This is a genomic window from Asanoa sp. NPDC050611, assembly GCF_040654855.1.
Taxonomy (GTDB): Bacteria; Actinomycetota; Actinomycetes; order Mycobacteriales; family Micromonosporaceae; genus Asanoa.
In genome coordinates, this window is record NZ_JBFAIU010000141.1 from 1 (window position 1) to 17,904 (window position 17,904).

A 17,904-nucleotide genomic window follows, 5' to 3' on the forward strand; every position below is an offset into this window, starting at 1 on the left:
GATCCTGCTCCAGTCCGCCGGCGTCTCGCGGCCCGCCTTGGTCTCGTTGCGGATGTGGGCCAGGAACGCGCGCTGCACGACCTGACCGAGCTGCGCCGGCTGGCGCCGGGCGTCGACGTCGACGCGTTCCACCCGGGCGTCGACGGCCAGGCGGTCCGCGACCGCTACGGCATCGGCGACCGCCCGGTCGTGGTCTGCGTGTCCCGGCTCGTCCCCCGCAAGGGCCAGGACGCCCTGATCCGCGCGATGCCCGCGATCCGTGCCGCGGTCCCGGACGCGCTGCTGCTGCTCGTCAGCGGCGGCCCCAACTACGACCGCCTACGCCGCCTGGCGGCCTCGGTCGGCGTCGCCGACCACGTGGTCTTCACCCGCGGCGTCCCGTGGGAGGAACTCCCGGCGCACTACGCGGCGGGCGACGTCTTCGCGATGCCCTGCCGCACCCGCGGCCGCGGCCTCGACGTGGAGGGCCTGGGCATCGTCTATCTGGAGGCCTCGGCGACCGGCCTCCCGGTGGTGGCGGGCGACTCGGGCGGCGCCCCCGACGCGGTCCGCGAGGGCGAGACAGGCTACGTCGTGGACGGCCGCGACATCACGCAGATCGCGGACCGCGTGTCCACGCTCCTGTCGGACCGCGACCTGGCCCACCGCATGGGCACGGCGGGCCGGGCCTGGGTGGAACGCGACTGGCGCTGGCAAACCCAGGCCACCCGCATGCGCGCGCTCCTGACCCCTTGACGCGTCGGCACGCCCGGCTCGCTGACCCAGCCCGACGAGCAGCGAGGTCGCTGGTGTGATGTTGGTCAAAGTCATGGACGACTACGGCTGCGAGCCGTTGTGGGTGCGGGACGACGGTGGCGAGGTCTTCCTCCCGCGCGACCCGGCCGAGCTCGGCCTGACGCCGAGCCTTGTCGGGCGGCTTGCCGCATGGCGGCAATGGTCTGAGTCGATGGTGAATATCGCCGATCCCAACGACAGCCGGCCTGTCTCGGCCGGCGAGCATACGGCCCATGCGGCGGAGGGGCGTCGCCTGGCGAGGCGGGTCGCCGCGGAGATTCCGGCGGCGACCGTCTGGTTCCATCTCGACACCGAGCCGGGGTCGTCAGTCCTCGAGCAGCGCTAGGAGGCGGGTGGCTTGGGCCTCCGCTGTTCCTGGTGGGTTACGGCGGGCGGCGGGTCCGCCGGGGATCAGGAGCGACAGCCAGTACATGGCCCATACGCGGCGGGACGCGCGTAGGCGGTGCCCGTCGACGTCGAAGTGTGCGCACAGGGAGCCCGGGTCGAAGCCTCGCCAGGAGAGGTGCTCGGCCATCAGGGCGACTTCGGTGGCCCAGCACGAGGGTGGCCGGCCGCACGGCCAGCACCGATGGGTCCGGACCCTGCCACCAACGCCGCGCCGCGGCCCACGCGGCTGCCGCCACTCCGGCATCCGGGCGTGGTCCCGCGGTCAGGCGCCGGCCGAAGGCCAGGTCGTTCGACCACCGGCCGATCGGCGCGTCCGCGGGCGGCACCAGCCACAGCGTCCGCACGGCCGCCACCACTCCCGTCACCTGGGCCGTCGACGGCGGGTCCGTGAGCGGCTCGCCAGGCAGCCTGGACATGGTGATGGTCGGTGGCCGCGCGGCCAGGTCGGCCGAGATGGGGCGCGGCGCCAGGCCTGGGGCGTGGCGGTGGACCTGCCGCAACGCGGCCCATTCCCGCAGGTGCTCGCCGCGCTGCCAGGACACGTACCGCTTGGTCAGCGAATCACCGGCGGCCACCAGGACGTGCGTAGCCACCGCGTTCAGCCCAGGAGGCTGGCGGGGAGCGGCGGCATGCCGGCCTACTCCGGGATGAAGCGGCGCAGTTGCTCCGCCGTCAGCGCCCCGCCGAGGCGGTCCGCGAGCGCCACCTCCGCCACCCGGGTCGCCAGCGTCGTGCGGGCCGTGCGTTCCGCGTCCGCCACCGCCGCCGTGACCGCGTCGCCCAGCGTCAGGTTGTCCGTCCGCCGCTTCGTCGCCGGGGCGATCTCGATCGAGCGGAGCGCGCCCAGACCATCCACTGTGGCCACCACACCGCCGCTCAGGGCCGTGCCCGTGAACGTCTCCTGGGTCACCGCCTCGACGACCGTGCGGATCCGGTCCTGCAGCGCCGCCGGGTCCGCGACCAGGCCGCGGACCGCCTCCGCCAGGGCGTACGGGTCAGGCATCGCGGTCACACCTTCCTCCGGCGGACCAGCTCCGCGGGGTCGAGGTCCGTCAGACGCTCCGGGAACTCGCCCACCGCGGCCTGGAACGTCTCCGCAGCCGTCGTCCGAGCCGCCGCGACCGCCGCACGGCACGCCTCGCCGAGTTCCGGCGCCGAGAGGTCGCGCACGGCGTGCGGCGAGATGTACGTCCGCGAAAGCTTGCCACCCAGGGAGACGGTCGCCGCCACGTACCCGGAAGGATCCGTCCCGGTCACCGTCCGGCTCATCAGCTCCCGCAGGCCGGCCTGGAACTCGACCGCGGCGGCCCGCATCCGCTCCGGCCCGGCGTCGCTGCGGTAGTAGCGCTCGCTCGTCGACAGATACTGCTCGATGAAATCCCGCACGGCTGCCTCACCGGTCAATCAGGACGGTCAGCGCGATCACGAACGGCAACTGCGACATGAACGCCAGCGACCAGGCCAGGCCGCGGGTGCTGCCGAGCTCGCCCGGCCGGTAACGCGCGTAGTGCTCCCGTGTCGGGAAACGGTGGAAGCCGACCACGGCGGCGACGACCAGGCCCAGCCCGGCGAGGCCCACGATCCAGCCGGCCACCACGGACGGGCCGACCAGCAGGTAAGCGGAGAAGCACGAGGCCGCGAAGCCCAGCCCCAGCAACGTGAACAGCTTCGCCAGCGCCCGCCGGCGCTGGGCCATGAAGTCGGTCGTGTCGCTCATGCCGGGTCCGGAACCCGCGCGTTGGTCCAGCCGCCGCGCTCCCACGTCTGTATCTCGGTCATCCGTTGCGGAGTCAGGGCCGCCGAGTTGACGGCCAGCTCCCTGCTCTCCGTGCCGAAGTAGCCGTTGAGCTTCGCCGTCTCCGTGGTGATGCCGCCGTTGGTCAGGGCGACCGCGGCCGCGGTGCCGGCGATCTCGACGACCAGCGCGCCGACCTCCAGCACGTACTGCGTGGCGAACCCCCAACCCGCGGCCAGTCGCGTGCCCGGCTCGGGGTTGCCGGCCGCGACGACCAGGCCCGTGGTGATCAGCGAGGTGCCGATGAGGTAGCTGATGTCGGCGGCCGACATCACCACGCCCATCGTGACGCACTGGTTCTTCAGCTCGCTGACCAGCGCCGAGAGCTGGTTGACGGCCGGGTCGAACTGGTTGGAGACGAAGTTGAGGAACGCGTCGGCGCCGGCGCCTTCCCATTTCGCCTCGTTGACGACCCGCTCCGCGAGCGGCAGGACCTGCGCGCCGGCGAGTGCCAGATGCTCCTCGAGCGAGCCCCAGCCGCCGGCGGCGTCGAAGTAGGGGAGCGGGTCCTTGAGCAGGGCCAGCGCGGCGATGCCGGCGAAGTGCACGAACAGCGCCGGAATGGCGGCGGCGGCCACCATCAGCCGGTACGTGGCGATCTCCAGGGTGAGGATGATCCCGGCCTCGGCCGCGACGAACCGCCCCACCTCGGCACCGCTCGGCGCGGTCGACATCTCGCGCGGCGCGGGGAACGCCGGTGCCGCGATCGGTCGGCCACCGAACAGCTTCGTGTTCTCGGCTTCCTGGTCCTCGTAGTGGTTGGCCACCCGGATCAGTGCGTTGCCCACGGCGGTGAACACGTCGGCACAGGCCCGGGCCCCGAGGTCGACGGCCGTGTACGCGGCGCCGTAGGTCGCGGTGAATCCACCGTCCGGGGTCGGGATCGCGGTGCTCGGGATCGAGCACCGCGGCAGCGCGGCGCCGACGTCCTCGTGGAGCTGCCGGCCGAACTCCAGATAGGCCCGCGCCGCACCGCGCAGGGTCTGCGTCTCGACGGATGTGCCCACAGCGCTCCCCACAGCAGGTAACCCCAGCAGCGCTGGACGCTACCATCGGCGCTCCTACCGCGACGCCCCGTCGCCGACGGAGACCTCGCGCACCGCCCGGTCGATGCGGCGGTCCGGGACGATCCACAGCACCGCCGCGGAAACGAAGCACCCGACGGCGATCCACGGCCCGGAATCCGAGATCAACACTGCACAAAGGACGCCACCGAGATACAGGGCGGTGGAGACCTTGCCCTTCACGTCGGACCCGATGGCGGCGTGCAGCGGCGACGACGGACCCTCCTGGCTGATGATCACCTTCTGCAGCACGAGGTACGCGGCGGACGCGGCCAACAGGTTCAGTCCGTAGACCACGACCGGCGTCTGCGCGAACCGGCTCTCGTCCACCCAGGCCGTGGTGAACGGGAACAGCGACAGGGAGAACAGCAGCGCCAGGTTCGCCCACAGCACACCGCCGTTGATCCGCTGGACCAGGTGGAACATGTGGTGGTGGTTGTTCCAGTAGATGCCGACGTAGACGAAGCTCAGCAGGTAGGTCAGCAGCCCGACGCCGGTCTCGTGCACGAGCGCGGACAGGTCATGACCTTCGGGAACCGCCAGTTCCAACACCATGATCGTGATGATGATCGCGAGTACGCCGTCGCTGAACGCTTCCAGCCGACTGGTCCGCACCGGACAAACCGCCTTTCGCCAAGGGAGACCGAGGGGAGGGGGTGAGGCCCGCGGGGGGAAGCGGGCCTCACCCGGATCAGGGAGGCTCAGGCCGAGACGGCGGCCAAGGCCTCGAGGATCGACGCGGTCACGGCCTCCGGCTGCGAGACGCTCAGCGCGTGCGACGCGCCGGCCACCTCCTGGACGCCCTTGGCCCCGGCCCGCGCCGCCATGAACCGGTGCAGCTCGACCGGGATGTTGAGGTCCTGGTCGCTGAACACGAACCACGACGGGATCGACTGCCACGCCGGCGTCGCGGTCGGCAGCGGACCCGTCAGCGCCGCCTCGGTGACCGGCCGCTGGGTCGCGCTCATCACCGCGGCCTCGGAGTCGGACACGTCCGCGGCGAACTGGTGGTGGAAGGCATCGGGCCGGATGGCGAGCTCGTTGCCACCGCTGCTGACCGGGTACGCGGTCAGCGCCGCGCCCAGGGTCCCACCCGGGAACTTGTTGGACAGCTCGAACGCGGACTCGCCCTGCTCGGGGGCGAACGCGCACACGTAGACCAGCCCGGCGACCTGGCCGCTGCCGGCGGCGGCCTCGGTGATCACGAATCCGCCGTACGAGTGCCCGACCAGCACCACGGGCCCCTCGATCGAGGCGAGCACGTCCCGCAGGTAGGCGGCGTCACCGTCGACGCTGCGCAGCGGGTTGGCGACCGCGACCACCGGAACGGACTCCGCCCGGAGCCGTGAAACGACCCCGTTCCAGCTCGCGGACTCGGCGAACGCGCCGTGCACCAGGACTACCGTCGGCTTCATGGGTTTCTCCCGTCGTGGGGTGGTGGTGCCGTCAGCCAGCTCAGACAGGGCAGGCCCCGGATCTGTGACAGCCGCGTCGGGGTTGCCAACATCACTGGGCATTGGTATTCGCGCGGTGTCCGAAGAAGGATGGGGGTGTCACGAGCGGACGGGGGCGATAGTGAGCGCTGACCAGGTGCGCGCGGACGACCTCGACCAGGCCGCCGCGGTTTTCACCAGCGTCCGCCCCCGCCTCTTCGGGATCGCGTACCGCATGCTCAGCAGCGCGACCGAGGCCGAGGACCTGGTGCAGGACGTGTGGCTGCGCTGGCAGACCACGGACCGCACGAAGGTCGAGAACCCGGCCGCCTTCCTCGCGACGACCACGACCCGCCTGGCGATCAACGTGCTCCAGTCGGCCCGGTCCCGGCGCGAGACGTACGTCGGGCCGTGGCTGCCCGAACCCGTCGACACCAGCAACGACCCCTACCTGGGCGCCGAGCGCGGCGAGGCACTGGAGTTCGCGGCGCTGATGCTGATGGAGAAGCTCACGCCGAACGAGCGCGCCGCTTATGTGCTGCGCGAGGCCTTCGACTACCCGTATGGCCAGATCGCCGACATCCTGCACTCGACCGAGCCCGCGGTGCGCCAGCTCGTCAGCCGGGCCCGCAAGGCGGTCACCAGCGACAAGCGCACGCCGGTCGACGCCGAGAAGCAGCGGGAGCTGCTCACCTCGTTCGTCGCCGCCGCCCGCACCGGCGACATGGCGGCGCTGGAGAAGCTCTTCGCGCCGGACGTGACCAGTTGGTCCGACGGCAACGGCCGCAAGCAGGTGGCCCGCAAGATCGTGATCGGCGCGCGGCGCGTGGCGCAGTTCCTGCAGGCGATGTCCTGGTTCTGGGGCGGCGTCACCGTCGAGTTCGCGACCACGAACGGCCAGGCCTCGGCCGTGCTCCGGCAGCACGACGGCACGGTCTACGGCCTCGTCACGATCAGCGCCTCGGCCGACGGGATCGACCAGGTGCTGTGGATGGTCAACCCGGACAAGAACACCGCCATCGCCTGAGCAGAGGCGTCACAAAACACCGCCCTACCCGGTCCTAGCTGGCGACCACCAGCAGATCGAGGACGGCATGCGTACCCATGACAGCCTTCTTGTCCGGTTCGAGCATGCTCGACCGGCATGACGAGCTCGTCCGCAGGCTCGTCGGGGCCTGCCGGGAGAGCGACGTCGCCGGGCTGCGCGCCGCGCTGGACGCCGGCGCCGTCGCCGTGTGCGACGGCGGTGGGCTGGTCCCGGCCGAGCCGGGCCCGGTCGTCGGCACGGCCGCCGTCGCCCGGCTGCTCCACCGCCTGCTCTGCGAAACCGACCCCGATCGACCGGACGCCGAGCTGACGATCGAGTCCGTCAACGGCCGTGCCGGCCTCGCGCTGCGCCGGGACGGCCGGGCGGTCGCGGTGGTCGCCGTCAAGGTGGCCGACACCGGGATGGTCTTCCTGTGGATCGTGCTCAGCCCGGCCAAGCTGCGCCGCTGGCACCGGCGCTGACCAGCCTTGTACCAGCGGCACATGGTTCGGCGGAGCGGATCGCGGCAGCGTGGAGGAAAACGAAGGAGCTGTGGTGAACAACGAGAACCTGACCGGCCGGCTCGCACTGGTGACCGGCGCGAGCGGCGGCATCGGCCTGGGCGTGGCGACCCACCTGGCCGCGGGCGGCGCGGAGGTGCTGCTCGGCGTCCGCGACGCCGCGAAGGGCATGGCGGCGCTCGACCGCATCCGCGAGCGGGTGCCCGACGCCCACGTCTCGGTGCGCACGCTGGACCTCGCGTCGCTGGTCTCGGTCTCGGCACTGGCCGACCAGCTGAACGCCGAGGCCCGGCCGATCGAGATCCTGGTGAACAACGCCGGCGTGATGGCACCCGCCACCCGGCACACCACCGCGGACGGCCTGGAGCTGCAGTTCGGCACGAACTACGTCGGGCACGCCGCGCTGACCTTCGGGCTGCTGCCCCTGCTGCGCGCCGGCGCCGCCCGGGTCACGACCGTGACCAGCGCCGCGGCCCGCCACGCGAAGTTGAACTGGGCCGACCCGCAGAGCGAGCGGAAGTACGCGCCCGTCCGCGCGTACAACCAGTCGAAGTTGGCGAACCTCATGTTCGCGCTCGAGCTCGACCGGCGCAGCCGGGCGGGCGACTGGGGCATCGTGAGCAACGCGGCCCATCCCGGCACGACGCTGACCGGTCTCTACCAGGCCGGCCCCAACATGGGACGCGAGCGGCCCGCACCGCACGAGGCCATCATGCGCCGCCTGCACCGGCTGGGCCTGTTCGTGCACGGCGTGGAGCAGGGCACACTGCCGATCGTGTACGCCGCGACGAGCCCGCAGGCGCAGGGCGGCCGCCTCTACGGCCCGGACGGGTTCGGCGAGTTCCGCGGCGCGCCGACGGAGCTGGCCGTCTACAAGCCCGCGCGGGACGAGGCCGAGGCCGCGCGGCTGTGGGACTACACCGTCGGACTCGCCGGTGTCGAGCTGTCGACGGTGAGCTAGATGGACCGCGCGCGACTGGCCGAGTACCTGCGCACGCGGCGGGAGGCGGTGCAGCCCGAGGACGTGGGACTCCCGCGCGGGCGGCGGCGCCGCACCAAGGGGCTGCGCCGCGAGGAGGTGGCGGTGCTGAGCGACATGTCGATCGACTACTACACCCGCCTGGAGCAGCCGCGCGGTCCGCACCCCTCCGAACAGATGCTCGCCGCGATCGCCCGAGGCCTGCGGCTCTCGCTGGAGGAGCGGGACCACCTGTTCCGGCTGGCGGGGTACGCGACCCCGGCGCGCGCGGCCGACACCGGCCACGTCAACCCCGGCATGTTGCGGATCTTCGACGGGCTGGCCGACGCCGCCGCGCAGGTGGTCTCGCACCTCGGCGAGACGCTGCTGCAGACCCGGCTGTCCGTGGCGCTCGTGGGCGACGAGAGCGTGCACACCGGCTTGGCCCGCAGCAAGCACTACCGCTGGTTCACCGACCCCGCGACCCGGCTCATCTACCCGGAGGCGGACCGGGCGGAGCAGAGCCGGCTGATCGCCGCGGACCTGCACGCCTCGTACACCCGGGACGGCCGCGCCTCCCGCGCCGGCGCCGTCGTCGACGAGCTGCTGGCCCGCAGCCCGGAGTTCGCGGCGCTGTGGCGGGAGCACCCGGTCGCCGGGCCGTACTGCGGCCCGGTGCGCTATGCGCACCCGCAGGTGGGCCTGCTCGAGCTGCACTGCCAGCGCCTCGTCGACCCGGACCAGTCGCAGCAGCTCGTGGTGCACACGGCCGCGCCGGGCACGGAGAGCGCGGAGAAGCTGCGCCTGCTCGACGTCATCGGCGGGCAGCGGATCTACGCCTGAGCGGTACCACCGGTGAGCAAGTGCCCGCTGAGGTTGCCGCACGAATTAGGGCGACATTTTTTCTCCAACGAGCTGTCACAGGCCGGACGGCTGTCCTGTCATAGCTGGTACCCGGACGTCTTCGCGTACAGGAGGTATGTCATGAAGATCGTGGTTATCGGCGGGACCGGCCTGATCGGGTCGAAGGTCGTGTCGAAGCTCGGCGAGCACGGCCACGACGCCGTGGCGGCCGCACCGAACACGGGCGTCAACACCATCACCGGTGAGGGACTCGCCGAAGCGCTGGCCGGCGCGGACGTCGTCGTCGACGTGTCCAACTCGCCGTCCTTCGACGACGCCGCGGTCATGGACTTCTTCCAGACCTCCACGGGCAACATCGGCACGGCCGAGGAGGCGGCCGGCGTCGGCCACCACGTCGCGCTGTCGGTGGTCGGCACGGAGCGGCTGCAGGAGAGCGGCTACTTCCGCGCGAAGCAGGCGCAGGAGGAGCTCATCAAGGACGCGAAGACGCCGTACTCGCTGCTGCACGCGACGCAGTTCTTCGAGTTCGTCACCAGCATGGCCAACGCGGGCGCCGACGGCGACCGGGTCCGGTTCGCGCCGGTGCTGTTCCAGCCGATGGCGAGCGAGGACGTCGCCGACGCCGTCGTCAAGGCCGCGCTGGCCGCGCCGCTCAACGCGACGGTCGAGGTCGCCGGGCCCGAGCAGTACCGGATGGACGAGTTCTTCCGCGACGCGCTCCCGCTGCGCGGCGACAAGCGGACCGTCGTCTCGGACCCGGACGCGAAGTACTTCGGCGCCGAGCTGGGCGAGCGGACGCTGCTGCCGGGCAACGGCGCGACGTTGGGCGAGATCAAGTTTTTCGAATGGCCGGGCCGCGACGGCTCCCGGCACTGACCAAGACGGAGAGAACGAGAATGACCGACGAGAGCGCCTTCCTGCACCAGCTCGAGACCACCGTCCAGGCCGAGCTGACCGAGGCGGAGGCCGGCCGGCCGGTGGACCAACCGATCGACGAGTGGGTCTTCGACCCCGCGGACGCGCAGCGCGAGGAGGCGGGCCTGCGCAGCCTGCTCGGGGCCGTCGAGGCACTGGAAGGCGGCGGTGACCATGCCGGCTGAGCACCATCGGCACGGCAGCCACGCGGTGGCCCGCGACCACTGCCTGGGCCCCGCCCGGGCGGTGGACCGGCCCACCGGGCCGGCCCGCTACGGCCGCATGTTCCGGGACCTCGATCCGCTGGCCTCCGACCCGCACGTGCTGATGCGGGCGGGCAGCGACGGCGGCGTCTGCGACGCGGCCGCCGCGCTGGACGAGCTGAACGCCGACGGCGACGACGCCACCGAGGCCGCCGGCTGGCCGTTCTTCGGCCAGCTCATCGCGCACGACATCACCGCCGACCGGTCGCCGATCAGCGGCGGCGTGGCCACCGAGGCGCTGCGCAACGCCCGCGCGCCGATGCTCAACCTGGAGATCCTCTACTCGGACGGCCCGATCGGCTCGGCGTTCCTGTTCGACGTCAACGACCCGGCCAAGTTCCTGCTCGGCCCGGACGGCGGCGACGTGCCGCGCAACCAGCAGGGTGTCGCGCTGATCGGCGACCCCCGCAACGACGTGCACCTGTTCGCGCTGAGCCTGCACGTGGCGCTGCTGCGGGCGCACAACGCGATCGTCGACCTGCTGCGGGAGAAGGGCGTCCCGGAGGGCGAGGTCTTCGACACCGCGCGGAACACGCTCACGGCCCACTACCAGTGGATCGTGGTGCACGACTTCCTGCCGCGCCTCGTCGGCGCCCCGCTGGTCGAGGAGGTGCTCCGCGACCACGGGCGGTGGTTCAAGCCCCGGCACGGGCAGGCGTACATCCCGCTGGAGTTCGCGGACGCGGCCTACCGCTACGGCCACGGGCAGATCCGGCACACCTACCAGCTCGTCGTGGGCGGCCCCGCGGTGCCGCTCTTCCCGGACCTGGTCGGCTTCGGCCCGCTGCCCGCGGACCGGCGCCTCGACCTCACCCGCATCTTCGACGTGCCGGGCCACCCGCCGGCCCAGCGGGCCAAGCGCCTCGACGGCCGGCTGGCCGCGAGCCTGATCGGCCTGCCGGAGCAGGTCACCGGCGCGGTCGACGCGGCGGCCTACCGCTCGCTCGCCGTGCGCGACCTGCTCCGCGGCGAGACCACCGGCCTGCCGAGCGGCGAGGAGGTCGCGGAGCTGCTGGGCGAGCCGGCGCTGAGCGACGAGGAGCTGGCGCACGACTGGCCGACCGGCACGCCGCTGTGGTTCTACATCCTCAAGGAGGCCGAGCACCGCGGCAACGGCGACCGGCTGGGCCCGGTCGGCGGCCGGATCGTGGCGGAGGTCCTGATCGGACTGTTGCGCGCGGACCGGTCGAGCTACCTGAGCCGGGACCCGGACTGGCAGCCGCACCTGCCAGCCGCGGGCCCGACCTACGAGTTCTCCGACCTCCTGATGCTGGGGGCGTAGGACGGCCTAGCCCTCCTCCTCGGCGAACACCTCCTCGCGGCGCCGGCTGATCGTCGGGAGGACGGCGACGGCGAGGGCGATCACGGCCACCGCCAGCAGGGCCGCGGAGATCGGGCGGGTGAAGAAGACCGTGGCGTCGCCGCGCGAGATGATCAGGGCGCGGCGCAGGTTCTCCTCCAGCAGTGGGCCGAGCACGAAGCCGAGCAGCAGCGGTGCCGGCTCGCACCCGCACTTGATCAGGATGTAGCCCAGGATGCCGAAGAAGGCGATCGCGTAGACGTCGAACGCGTTGAAGCTCAGCGAGTACGTGCCGATCGCCGCGAACAGGATGATCATCGGGAACAGCACGGCGTACGGGATGCGCAGCATCCGCACCCACATCCCGATCAGCGGCAGGTTCAGCAGCACGAGCAGCACGTTGCCGATCCACATCGAGGCGATCAGGCCCCAGAACAGGGCCGGCTCGTCCGTGATCACGTTCGGGCCCGGCGTGATGCCGTGCACGATGAACGCGCCGACCATCAGCGCCATCACCGGGTGCGCGGGCAGGCCCAGCGTGAGCAGCGGGATGAACGACGTCTGCGCGGCCGCGTTGTTCGCCGACTCCGGGCCGGCGACGCCCTCGATCGCGCCGCGGCCGAACTCCTGCTTGCGCCTGGAGATGCGCTTCTCGACGGCGTACGAGGTGAACGACGCGAGCACGTGCCCACCGCCGGGCAGCACGCCGAGCGCGGCGCCGAGGCCCGTGCCCCGCAGGATCGGGCCGACGATCCGGCGCCGGTCCTCCGCCGTCGGCCACAGGTTCTTCACCTTGCCGACGATGGCCGTCCGCGTGTGCTCGTTCTCCAGGTTGCGCAGGATCTCCGCGACGCCGAACATGCCCACCGCGACCGACACGAAGTCGATGCCGCCGTAGAGCTCCCGCTGCTCGAACACGAACCGCGGCGTGCCGGTGTAGATGTCCTGGCCGACCGTGCCGAACAGGATGCCGAGCGCGATCATCGCCAGCGCCTTGAGGGCCGAGCCGCGGGCCAGCGCGATCGACACGATCAGGCCGAGCAGCACGAGCGAGAAGTACTCGGCCGGGCCGAACTTCAGCGCGATGTCGGCCAGCGGCGGTGCCGCGACGGCGAGCGCGACCGTCGCGACCGTGCCCGCGAAGAACGAGCCGATCGCGGCGGCGGCCAGGGCAGGACCCGCCCGGCCCTGGCGCGCCATCTCGTGGCCGTCGAGCGCCGTCACCGCCGCCGACGACTCACCGGGCAGGTTGATCAGGATGGCGGTGGTCGAGCCGCCGTACTGTGCGCCGTAGTAGATGCCGGCGAGCATGATCAGCGCGGTCACGGGCTCGAAGCTGAAGGTGATCGGCAGCAGCATGGCCACCGTCGCCGTCGGGCCGATGCCGGGCAGCACGCCGACCGCCGTGCCCAGCAGCACGCCCACGAAGCAGTAGAGGACGTTCTGGACCAGGAAGGCGGTCGAGAAGCCCAGCGCGAGGTTGTCGAGAAGTTCCATGCCTCAATCCGGGTGCCGCGTCAGAAGCCGAGCCAGGGGCCCCACAACGGGATCCGCAGCTGGAGTCCGACGACGAAGATGAGCGTGCTGGCCACGGTCAGGCCGGCGGCCACGGCCAGCGCCGTGAGCAGCCGGACCCGCTGGCTGGCCAGCGTGGTGAGGAAGGCGGCCACCAGCGACGTGGGCACGAAGCCGAGGCGCCGCACGGTGAACCCGAAGAACACCACCGCGACCGTGAGGGCGGCGACGGCGCGCCAGGGTATGGCACCGAACTCGATCACCTCGCCGGCGACCAGGCCCTTGACGACGATCGCCAGGCCGAGCGCGGCCATGATCCCGCCCACCAGCAGTGGGAAGTAGCCGGGGCCCATCCGCAGCGGGGTGCCCAGCGAGTAGCTGAGCGACCCCACCACGAACGCGCCACCGATCAGTACGAAGATGCTCCCGGCGAGAACGTCCGGGAAGGACCGGCGGCGCTCCACGTCAGCCGGCCTTGACCCCGGCGTCGGCGATCACCTTCGCCCAGGTGGCGAGCTGCTCCTCGAGCTTGGCCCGGTGCGCCTCGGGCGTCGCGTCGTCGGCCGGGACCGGCGCGGTGCCGAGCTTGGCCATCTGGTCGATCACGGCCTGGTCCGCCAGCGCCACCTTGAGCGCCTCGGTCAGCTTCTGGACGACCTCCGGCGGCGTGCCCTTCGGCACGTAGAGCCCGTGCCAGACGCCGACCTGCAGGTTCGACAGCCCGCTCTCGGCCGTGGTGGGCAGGTCGGGCAGGCTCTTCACCCGCTCCGGCGTGGTCACCGCGTACGCCTTGACCTTGCCCGCGGAGATCTGCCCGCTGGTGTTGGTGGTCTGGTCGCACATGAAGTCGACCTGCCCGCCGACGAGGTCCGTCAGCGCGGGACCGGTGCCCTCGTACGGGACCTCCTGCAGCTTGACGCCGAGCGCGGTCTGGAACAGCAGCCCGCACAGGTGCGAGGCGGCGCCGATGCCGGCGTTGGCCAGCGTGACCTTGCCCGCGTTCTCCTTCACGTAGGTGACCAGGTCCGCCATCGTGGCGGGCGGGAAGTCCTTGCGCGCGACGATCGTCATCGGCACCTCGGTCACGAGGCCGACCATCTCGAAGTCCTCGAGCGGCTTGTAGCCGAGGTCCTTGTAGAGGGCCGGCGCCGTGGACATGCCGATGTGGTGCATCAGCACCGTGTAGCCGTCGGGTTCGGCCCGCGCGACCTCGCCCGCGCCGACCGTGCCGCCGGCGCCTTCGACGTTCTGCACCACGATCTTGCCCTTGAGGTGCTTGGCCATCGGGTCGGCGAGCATCCGGGTCACGGTGTCGGTCGGGCCGCCCGCGCTGAACGGCACGACGAACGTGATGTTCTGGTCGGGGTAGTTGCCGCCGGCGCCCCCGCCGGTGGTGCCACCGCCACCGCCGTTGTCGGAGCAGGCGGCGAGGAGCGACAGCACGCCGATCGCGGCGACGGTCGCGGCTCTGGTCGATCTCATTATCGCGGCCTCCTTGTCAACGCACGCACGTCAATCTGTCGATGGATTGGCCACCAGTCTCGGCCGAGCCGGACGCCGATGGTGTCAGAGAAATCCCAAGAACTCGTGGGCTCACCCGCCCCTTGACCCGGCCCTACAATTCGGTATGCGGATCACCGTCATCGAGGACGACGACCGCGTGGCGCGTGGCCTGGTGACCGTGCTGGCGCAGGCCGGCTTCGAGGTGCTCCGCCTCGCCACCGCGGCGGAGGCCGTGCGCGCCGCACCGTCCGATGTGGTCCTCGTCGACCTGGGCCTGCCCGACGGCGACGGGCTCGACGTGATCCGCAAGCTGCGCGACCGGCCACAGACGGCGGTGATCGCCGTGACCGCGCGGTCCGAGGAGCACGAGCGGGTGCGCGGCCTGCGGGCCGGCGCCGACGACTACATCGTCAAGCCGTTCGGCGTCCCGGAGCTGCTCGCCCGGATCGACGCCGTGCTGCGCCGCACGCGGGCCGCCCGGGCCCAGGGGGACCCGGCCGAGCCGCTCGTCGTGGGCCCGGTGCGGATCCTCGTCGGCACCCGCGAGGTGGTCGTCGACGGCGCCCCGGTGACGTTGACCCGCAAGGAGTTCGACCTGCTCCTGCTGCTGGCCCGGCGGGCACCCAACGTGGTCGAACGCGACGTGATCCTCGACCAGATCTGGGGCGCGACCTGGGAGACGTCGAGCCGCACCCTCGACACCCACATCGCGGCGCTGCGCCACAAGGTGAGCCGGCCGGGGGTGGAGATCCGGACGGTCCACGGGGTCGGCTACCGGCTGGTCGGCTGAGACGGCCGCGCCGTGCACCGCCGCCTGCTCGTCGTCCTGGTGCCGTTGGCCGTGCTGCTCGTCGCGGCGCTCGGCGTGCCGCTGGGCGTCACGGTCGCCGAGCGGGAGATGCAGGAGACCTACGTCGACCGGCTCAACGACGTCGGCCGCTTCGCCTCGCTGGCCGAGACCGCGCTGGCGACCGGCCGCACCGAGGCCCTGCGCCAGGAGCTGACCCGCTACCACGAGTTGTACGGCATCCCGGTCGCGCTCATCGACCCGGCGGGCACGGTGCTGCTCGGCCCGGTCGGCGCGTACCAGGCGGCGGCCCGGTCACAGCCGGCCCTGCCCCGCATCGTGACCGCGGCCCTGGCCGGCGCGCGGTCGGAGCCGTCCGGCGAGTGGGCGCCGTGGGCCGACTCGGCCCTCGTCGTCGCCGAGCCGGTGGGCCGCGACAGCGAGGTGGTCGGCGCCGTCGTGGCGATCTCCGACCTGTCGAAGACCAGGGAGCGCATCCTGCTGCGCTGGGCCCGGCTCGCGGGCCTCGGGCTGCTGCCGCTGCTGGCGCTCGCGGCGGTCGCCTGGCCGGTGTCCGCGTGGGTCCTGCGGCCGGTGCGGGAGCTGGACGCCGCGACCGCGCGGATCTCGCAGGGCGACCTGACCACCCGCGCCGACGCCGAGGCCGGCCCGGTCGAGCTGCGCCGGCTCATGGGATCGTTCAACACGATGATGGACGCGGTGGAGAACGCCGTGCAGCGCCAGCGGGCGTTCGTCTCGGACGCGTCCCACCAGCTGCGCAACCCGCTGACGAGCCTGCGGTTGGCGGTGGAGAGCCTGCGGCCGCACCTGGCGCCGCACGGCGAGCCGGTGTTCGAGGTCGCGGTCGACGAGCTCAAGGCGATGCAGCGGACGCTCAACTCGCTGCAGGCCAGCGCGCGGATGGAGAGCATGCGCACCGCGTCCCCGGTCGACCTCGACGCGGTGCTGGCCACCCGGGTCGACCGGTGGCGGGCGCTGACCGCGACGGCCGGCCAGACGCTGGCGGTCGACGTGCCGCCGGGGCTGCGCCTGCTGGAGCCGCCGGGCGGGCTCGGCAGCATCCTGGACGAGCTGATCAGCAACGCGCTGCGGCTGTCCGGCGCCCGTCTGGTGGAGGTCTCCGCGCGGCCGGGCGACGTCGTCACCATCGCGGTCCGCGACGACGGCCAGGGCATCCCGGCGGCCGAGCGGGCCAAGGCGCTGGGCCGGTTCTGGCGGTCCTCGCGGCACCAGAACGTGCCCGGCACCGGCCTGGGCCTGGCGATCTGTGCCGACCTGATCAAAGCCGCCGGCGGCGAGCTGCGCCTGGACGACGGCCTGCCGCGCCCGGACGGCTCCGGCCACGGGCTCGCCGCGGTGGTCACGCTGCCGCGGGTGTGACCTCAGCGCTTGTGGTCGCGGAACCAGGCGGCCGCGCCCGGGTGCAGTGGGATCGACGCCGTGGAGATCCCGGTGCGCACGTTGATCTGCCACGCCTCGGGCAGCGCCTCGCCGGCGTCGCGCTCGCCAGAGGTGATCGCCCCCGTGTGCGTGAAGATCGTGTCGGTGATCGCGTAGATCAGGTCCTCGGCCAGGTCGTTGCGGGCCAGCAGCACGTTCGGCACGGCGACCGTGGGGGTCGCGGGGACGCCGGCGTAGGCGGTCGGTGGGATCCGGGCCGGCGCGTACGGGCCGGGGAACGCGGCGACCAGCGCGTCGGCTTGCGCGTCCAACGGGATCAGCCGGACCGGCTGGCGCTGGGCGAGGTCCGTGATGGCCGGCGTCGGCACGCCGGTCAGCGAGAACATCGCGTCGATCGCGCCCGCTCCCAGCGCGGCCGCCGACTCGGCCTGGCTCAGGCTGCGGCCGTCGGCCCGCACCCGGGCGAGCGCGAGCACCCGGCGCGAGGTGAACTCCGTGCCGGAGTCGTGCGCGCCGAGCGAGACCCGTCGGCCGGCGAGGTCGGTGAGCGCGTCGATCGGCGAGCCGGCCAGCACGACGAGGTGCAGGTGGCTGTCGTAGAGCCGGCAGACGGCCGAGATGCCCGCGGGCGCGCTGCCGTCGCCGGTGATGGTGGCGTCCAGACTGGACAGTCCGAGGTGGACGTCCCCCGCGCGCAGCAGCCGGATGTTGTCGGTCGACGCGCCGCTCGGCACCGTGGTCACCCGGGCGCCCGGCACCTGCTCGGTGATGTGCCGGGCCAGTGCGCCGCCGATCCGCCGGTAGACGGCGCCCGCCGGCCCGGTGGCCAGGCGCAGCTCGACGTCGCCGACCTCGCCCCGCCCGGAGCAACCGGCGAGCAGCCCACCGGCGGCCAGGAACAGGGTCCGGCGGCGCACCATGCCGGACATGATATCGACCAGGCTCAGTCGAGGTCGGACTCCGGGCGCTTGCGGGCAACCAGGATGGCGTTCGGGGTCGGCTCGGCGGGCTCGGGTGCCCGCACCAGCCGGGTCCGCACCTCGAAGCCGGCCGCCTCCAGGGCCGCCGCCACCGCCTCGGGCTGGCGCCGGCGGAAGACCAGGTCGACCGCGTGGCCGAAGCCCTCGGTGTGGTGCCGGGGCTCGTCGCCGACCTGGAACGCGACCCACAGCCAGCCGCGCGGGCGCAGGACCCGGTGGAAGCCGGCGAGCACCTCCGGCAGCACCTCGTCCGGGATGTGGATGAGCGAGTAGTTGGCGAGCAGCCCCGCGAGGCTGCCGTCCGGTTGGTCCAGGGCGAGCATCGAACCCTCGGTGAACCGGACGCCGGGGTTCTCCGCACGGGCGATCGCCAGG

The 17,904-nt window shown here is 72.6% G+C and carries 22 protein-coding genes; 11 read left to right on the forward strand and 11 right to left on the reverse strand.

All coding sequences use genetic code 11. The features are described 5' to 3' along the window. Together AB0H87_RS21810 and AB0H87_RS21815 are read left to right on the forward strand one after the other, a co-directional pair. Positions 1–735 (forward strand): glycosyltransferase (locus AB0H87_RS21810; protein ID WP_360148360.1); only part of this gene is annotated, 735 nt, incomplete at its 5' end. A 73-nt stretch (positions 736–808) separates the two neighbouring features. Further along, complete coding sequence (locus AB0H87_RS21815; protein ID WP_360148363.1) at positions 809–1,120, forward strand: hypothetical protein; 312 nt, start codon at positions 809–811, stop codon at positions 1,118–1,120. 699 nt (positions 1,121–1,819) lie between these two features. Here the strand turns inward: AB0H87_RS21815 and AB0H87_RS21820 are convergent. The 6 genes from AB0H87_RS21820 to AB0H87_RS21845 form a co-directional block, all read right to left on the reverse strand. Then, positions 1,820–2,185, reverse strand: a complete 366-nt coding sequence (locus tag AB0H87_RS21820) for a YbaB/EbfC family nucleoid-associated protein (protein WP_360148366.1) — start codon at positions 2,183–2,185, stop codon at positions 1,820–1,822. A gap of 5 nt (positions 2,186–2,190) precedes the next feature. Beyond that, a complete protein-coding gene (locus tag AB0H87_RS21825) occupies positions 2,191–2,568 on the reverse strand; it encodes a YbaB/EbfC family nucleoid-associated protein (protein WP_360148369.1) in 378 nt (125 codons plus the stop codon). Between the two features lie 7 nt (positions 2,569–2,575). Continuing rightward, positions 2,576–2,899, reverse strand: a complete 324-nt coding sequence (locus AB0H87_RS21830; protein WP_360148372.1) for a hypothetical protein — start codon at positions 2,897–2,899, stop codon at positions 2,576–2,578. Then, positions 2,896–3,984 (reverse strand): hypothetical protein, encoded by a 1,089-nt coding sequence (locus AB0H87_RS21835; RefSeq protein ID WP_360148375.1) that lies wholly within the window; start codon positions 3,982–3,984, stop codon positions 2,896–2,898. Before AB0H87_RS21835 ends, AB0H87_RS21830 begins: the two co-directional genes overlap by 4 nt. A gap of 54 nt (positions 3,985–4,038) precedes the next feature. After that, a complete protein-coding gene (locus AB0H87_RS21840) occupies positions 4,039–4,656 on the reverse strand; it encodes a TMEM175 family protein (protein ID WP_360148378.1) in 618 nt (205 codons plus the stop codon). A gap of 86 nt (positions 4,657–4,742) precedes the next feature. Then, positions 4,743–5,456, reverse strand: a complete 714-nt coding sequence (locus tag AB0H87_RS21845; protein WP_360148381.1) for an alpha/beta hydrolase — start codon at positions 5,454–5,456, stop codon at positions 4,743–4,745. Positions 5,457–5,616: 160 nt separating this feature from the next. Here AB0H87_RS21845 and sigJ point away from each other — a divergent pair, with 160 nt between their 5' ends. The 7 genes from sigJ (at position 5,617) to AB0H87_RS21880 (ending at position 11,304) form a co-directional block, all read left to right on the forward strand. Further along, positions 5,617–6,501 (forward strand): RNA polymerase sigma factor SigJ, encoded by an 885-nt coding sequence (gene sigJ / locus AB0H87_RS21850; RefSeq protein ID WP_360148384.1) that lies wholly within the window; start codon positions 5,617–5,619, stop codon positions 6,499–6,501. 104 nt (positions 6,502–6,605) lie between these two features. Beyond that, complete coding sequence (locus tag AB0H87_RS21855; RefSeq protein WP_360148387.1) at positions 6,606–6,983, forward strand: siderophore-interacting protein; 378 nt, start codon at positions 6,606–6,608, stop codon at positions 6,981–6,983. Positions 6,984–7,056: 73 nt separating this feature from the next. Next, entirely contained in the window at positions 7,057–7,983 is a 927-nt protein-coding gene (locus tag AB0H87_RS21860; protein WP_360148390.1) for an SDR family oxidoreductase, read from the forward strand. Next, complete coding sequence (locus AB0H87_RS21865) at positions 7,984–8,823, forward strand: helix-turn-helix transcriptional regulator (protein WP_360148393.1); 840 nt, start codon at positions 7,984–7,986, stop codon at positions 8,821–8,823. 141 nt (positions 8,824–8,964) lie between these two features. Next, positions 8,965–9,720, forward strand: coding sequence for an SDR family oxidoreductase (locus tag AB0H87_RS21870; RefSeq protein ID WP_360148396.1), 756 nt, complete (start codon positions 8,965–8,967; stop codon positions 9,718–9,720). A 20-nt stretch (positions 9,721–9,740) separates the two neighbouring features. Next, positions 9,741–9,944, forward strand: coding sequence for a hypothetical protein (locus AB0H87_RS21875; protein ID WP_360148399.1), 204 nt, complete (start codon positions 9,741–9,743; stop codon positions 9,942–9,944). Further along, positions 9,934–11,304, forward strand: coding sequence for a peroxidase family protein (locus AB0H87_RS21880; RefSeq protein ID WP_360148402.1), 1,371 nt, complete (start codon positions 9,934–9,936; stop codon positions 11,302–11,304). The genes AB0H87_RS21875 and AB0H87_RS21880 overlap by 11 nt, the downstream gene beginning before the upstream one ends. 6 nt (positions 11,305–11,310) lie before the next feature. Here AB0H87_RS21880 and AB0H87_RS21885 read toward each other — a convergent pair whose 3' ends face one another. From AB0H87_RS21885 to AB0H87_RS21895, 3 genes are read right to left on the reverse strand one after another with little or no spacing between them, the layout of a single operon-like run. Beyond that, entirely contained in the window at positions 11,311–12,819 is a 1,509-nt protein-coding gene (locus AB0H87_RS21885; protein WP_360148405.1) for a tripartite tricarboxylate transporter permease, read from the reverse strand. A gap of 20 nt (positions 12,820–12,839) precedes the next feature. Then, positions 12,840–13,301 (reverse strand): tripartite tricarboxylate transporter TctB family protein, encoded by a 462-nt coding sequence (locus tag AB0H87_RS21890; protein WP_360148408.1) that lies wholly within the window; start codon positions 13,299–13,301, stop codon positions 12,840–12,842. Position 13,302: 1 nt separating this feature from the next. Then, a complete protein-coding gene (locus tag AB0H87_RS21895; RefSeq protein ID WP_360148411.1) occupies positions 13,303–14,319 on the reverse strand; it encodes a tripartite tricarboxylate transporter substrate-binding protein in 1,017 nt (338 codons plus the stop codon). 145 nt (positions 14,320–14,464) lie between these two features. On the opposite strand from AB0H87_RS21895, the gene AB0H87_RS21900 reads away from it, so the two are divergent. Further along, positions 14,465–15,130 (forward strand): response regulator transcription factor, encoded by a 666-nt coding sequence (locus tag AB0H87_RS21900; protein ID WP_360148414.1) that lies wholly within the window; start codon positions 14,465–14,467, stop codon positions 15,128–15,130. A 12-nt stretch (positions 15,131–15,142) separates the two neighbouring features. After that, positions 15,143–16,528 (forward strand): HAMP domain-containing sensor histidine kinase, encoded by a 1,386-nt coding sequence (locus tag AB0H87_RS21905; RefSeq protein ID WP_360148417.1) that lies wholly within the window; start codon positions 15,143–15,145, stop codon positions 16,526–16,528. A gap of 2 nt (positions 16,529–16,530) precedes the next feature. On the opposite strand, the gene AB0H87_RS21910 is transcribed toward AB0H87_RS21905, so the two are convergent. Beyond that, positions 16,531–17,469 (reverse strand): TAXI family TRAP transporter solute-binding subunit, encoded by a 939-nt coding sequence (locus tag AB0H87_RS21910; RefSeq protein WP_360148420.1) that lies wholly within the window; start codon positions 17,467–17,469, stop codon positions 16,531–16,533. A gap of 23 nt (positions 17,470–17,492) precedes the next feature. After that, on the reverse strand, positions 17,493–17,904 hold a 412-nt coding region (locus AB0H87_RS21915), incomplete at its 5' end, for a class I SAM-dependent methyltransferase (protein ID WP_360148423.1).

Bases quoted from the DNA above. Each gene is read 5' to 3' on its own strand.
- AB0H87_RS21815 (WP_360148363.1), top strand. From the start codon at position 809: ATGGACGACTACGGCTGCGAGCCGTTGTGGGTGCGGGACGACGGTGGC.
- AB0H87_RS21820 (WP_360148366.1), bottom strand. From the start codon at position 2,185: ATGCCTGACCCGTACGCCCTGGCGGAGGCGGTCCGCGGCCTGGTCGCG.
- AB0H87_RS21830 (WP_360148372.1), bottom strand. From the start codon at position 2,899: ATGAGCGACACGACCGACTTCATGGCCCAGCGCCGGCGGGCGCTGGCG.
- AB0H87_RS21845 (WP_360148381.1), bottom strand. From the start codon at position 5,456: ATGAAGCCGACGGTAGTCCTGGTGCACGGCGCGTTCGCCGAGTCCGCG.
- AB0H87_RS21855 (WP_360148387.1), top strand. From the start codon at position 6,606: ATGCTCGACCGGCATGACGAGCTCGTCCGCAGGCTCGTCGGGGCCTGC.
- AB0H87_RS21865 (WP_360148393.1), top strand. From the start codon at position 7,984: ATGGACCGCGCGCGACTGGCCGAGTACCTGCGCACGCGGCGGGAGGCG.
- AB0H87_RS21870 (WP_360148396.1), top strand. From the start codon at position 8,965: ATGAAGATCGTGGTTATCGGCGGGACCGGCCTGATCGGGTCGAAGGTC.
- AB0H87_RS21875 (WP_360148399.1), top strand. From the start codon at position 9,741: ATGACCGACGAGAGCGCCTTCCTGCACCAGCTCGAGACCACCGTCCAG.
- AB0H87_RS21880 (WP_360148402.1), top strand. From the start codon at position 9,934: ATGCCGGCTGAGCACCATCGGCACGGCAGCCACGCGGTGGCCCGCGAC.
- AB0H87_RS21885 (WP_360148405.1), bottom strand. From the start codon at position 12,819: ATGGAACTTCTCGACAACCTCGCGCTGGGCTTCTCGACCGCCTTCCTG.
- AB0H87_RS21895 (WP_360148411.1), bottom strand. From the start codon at position 14,319: ATGAGATCGACCAGAGCCGCGACCGTCGCCGCGATCGGCGTGCTGTCG.
- AB0H87_RS21900 (WP_360148414.1), top strand. From the start codon at position 14,465: ATGCGGATCACCGTCATCGAGGACGACGACCGCGTGGCGCGTGGCCTG.
- AB0H87_RS21910 (WP_360148420.1), bottom strand. From the start codon at position 17,469: ATGGTGCGCCGCCGGACCCTGTTCCTGGCCGCCGGTGGGCTGCTCGCC.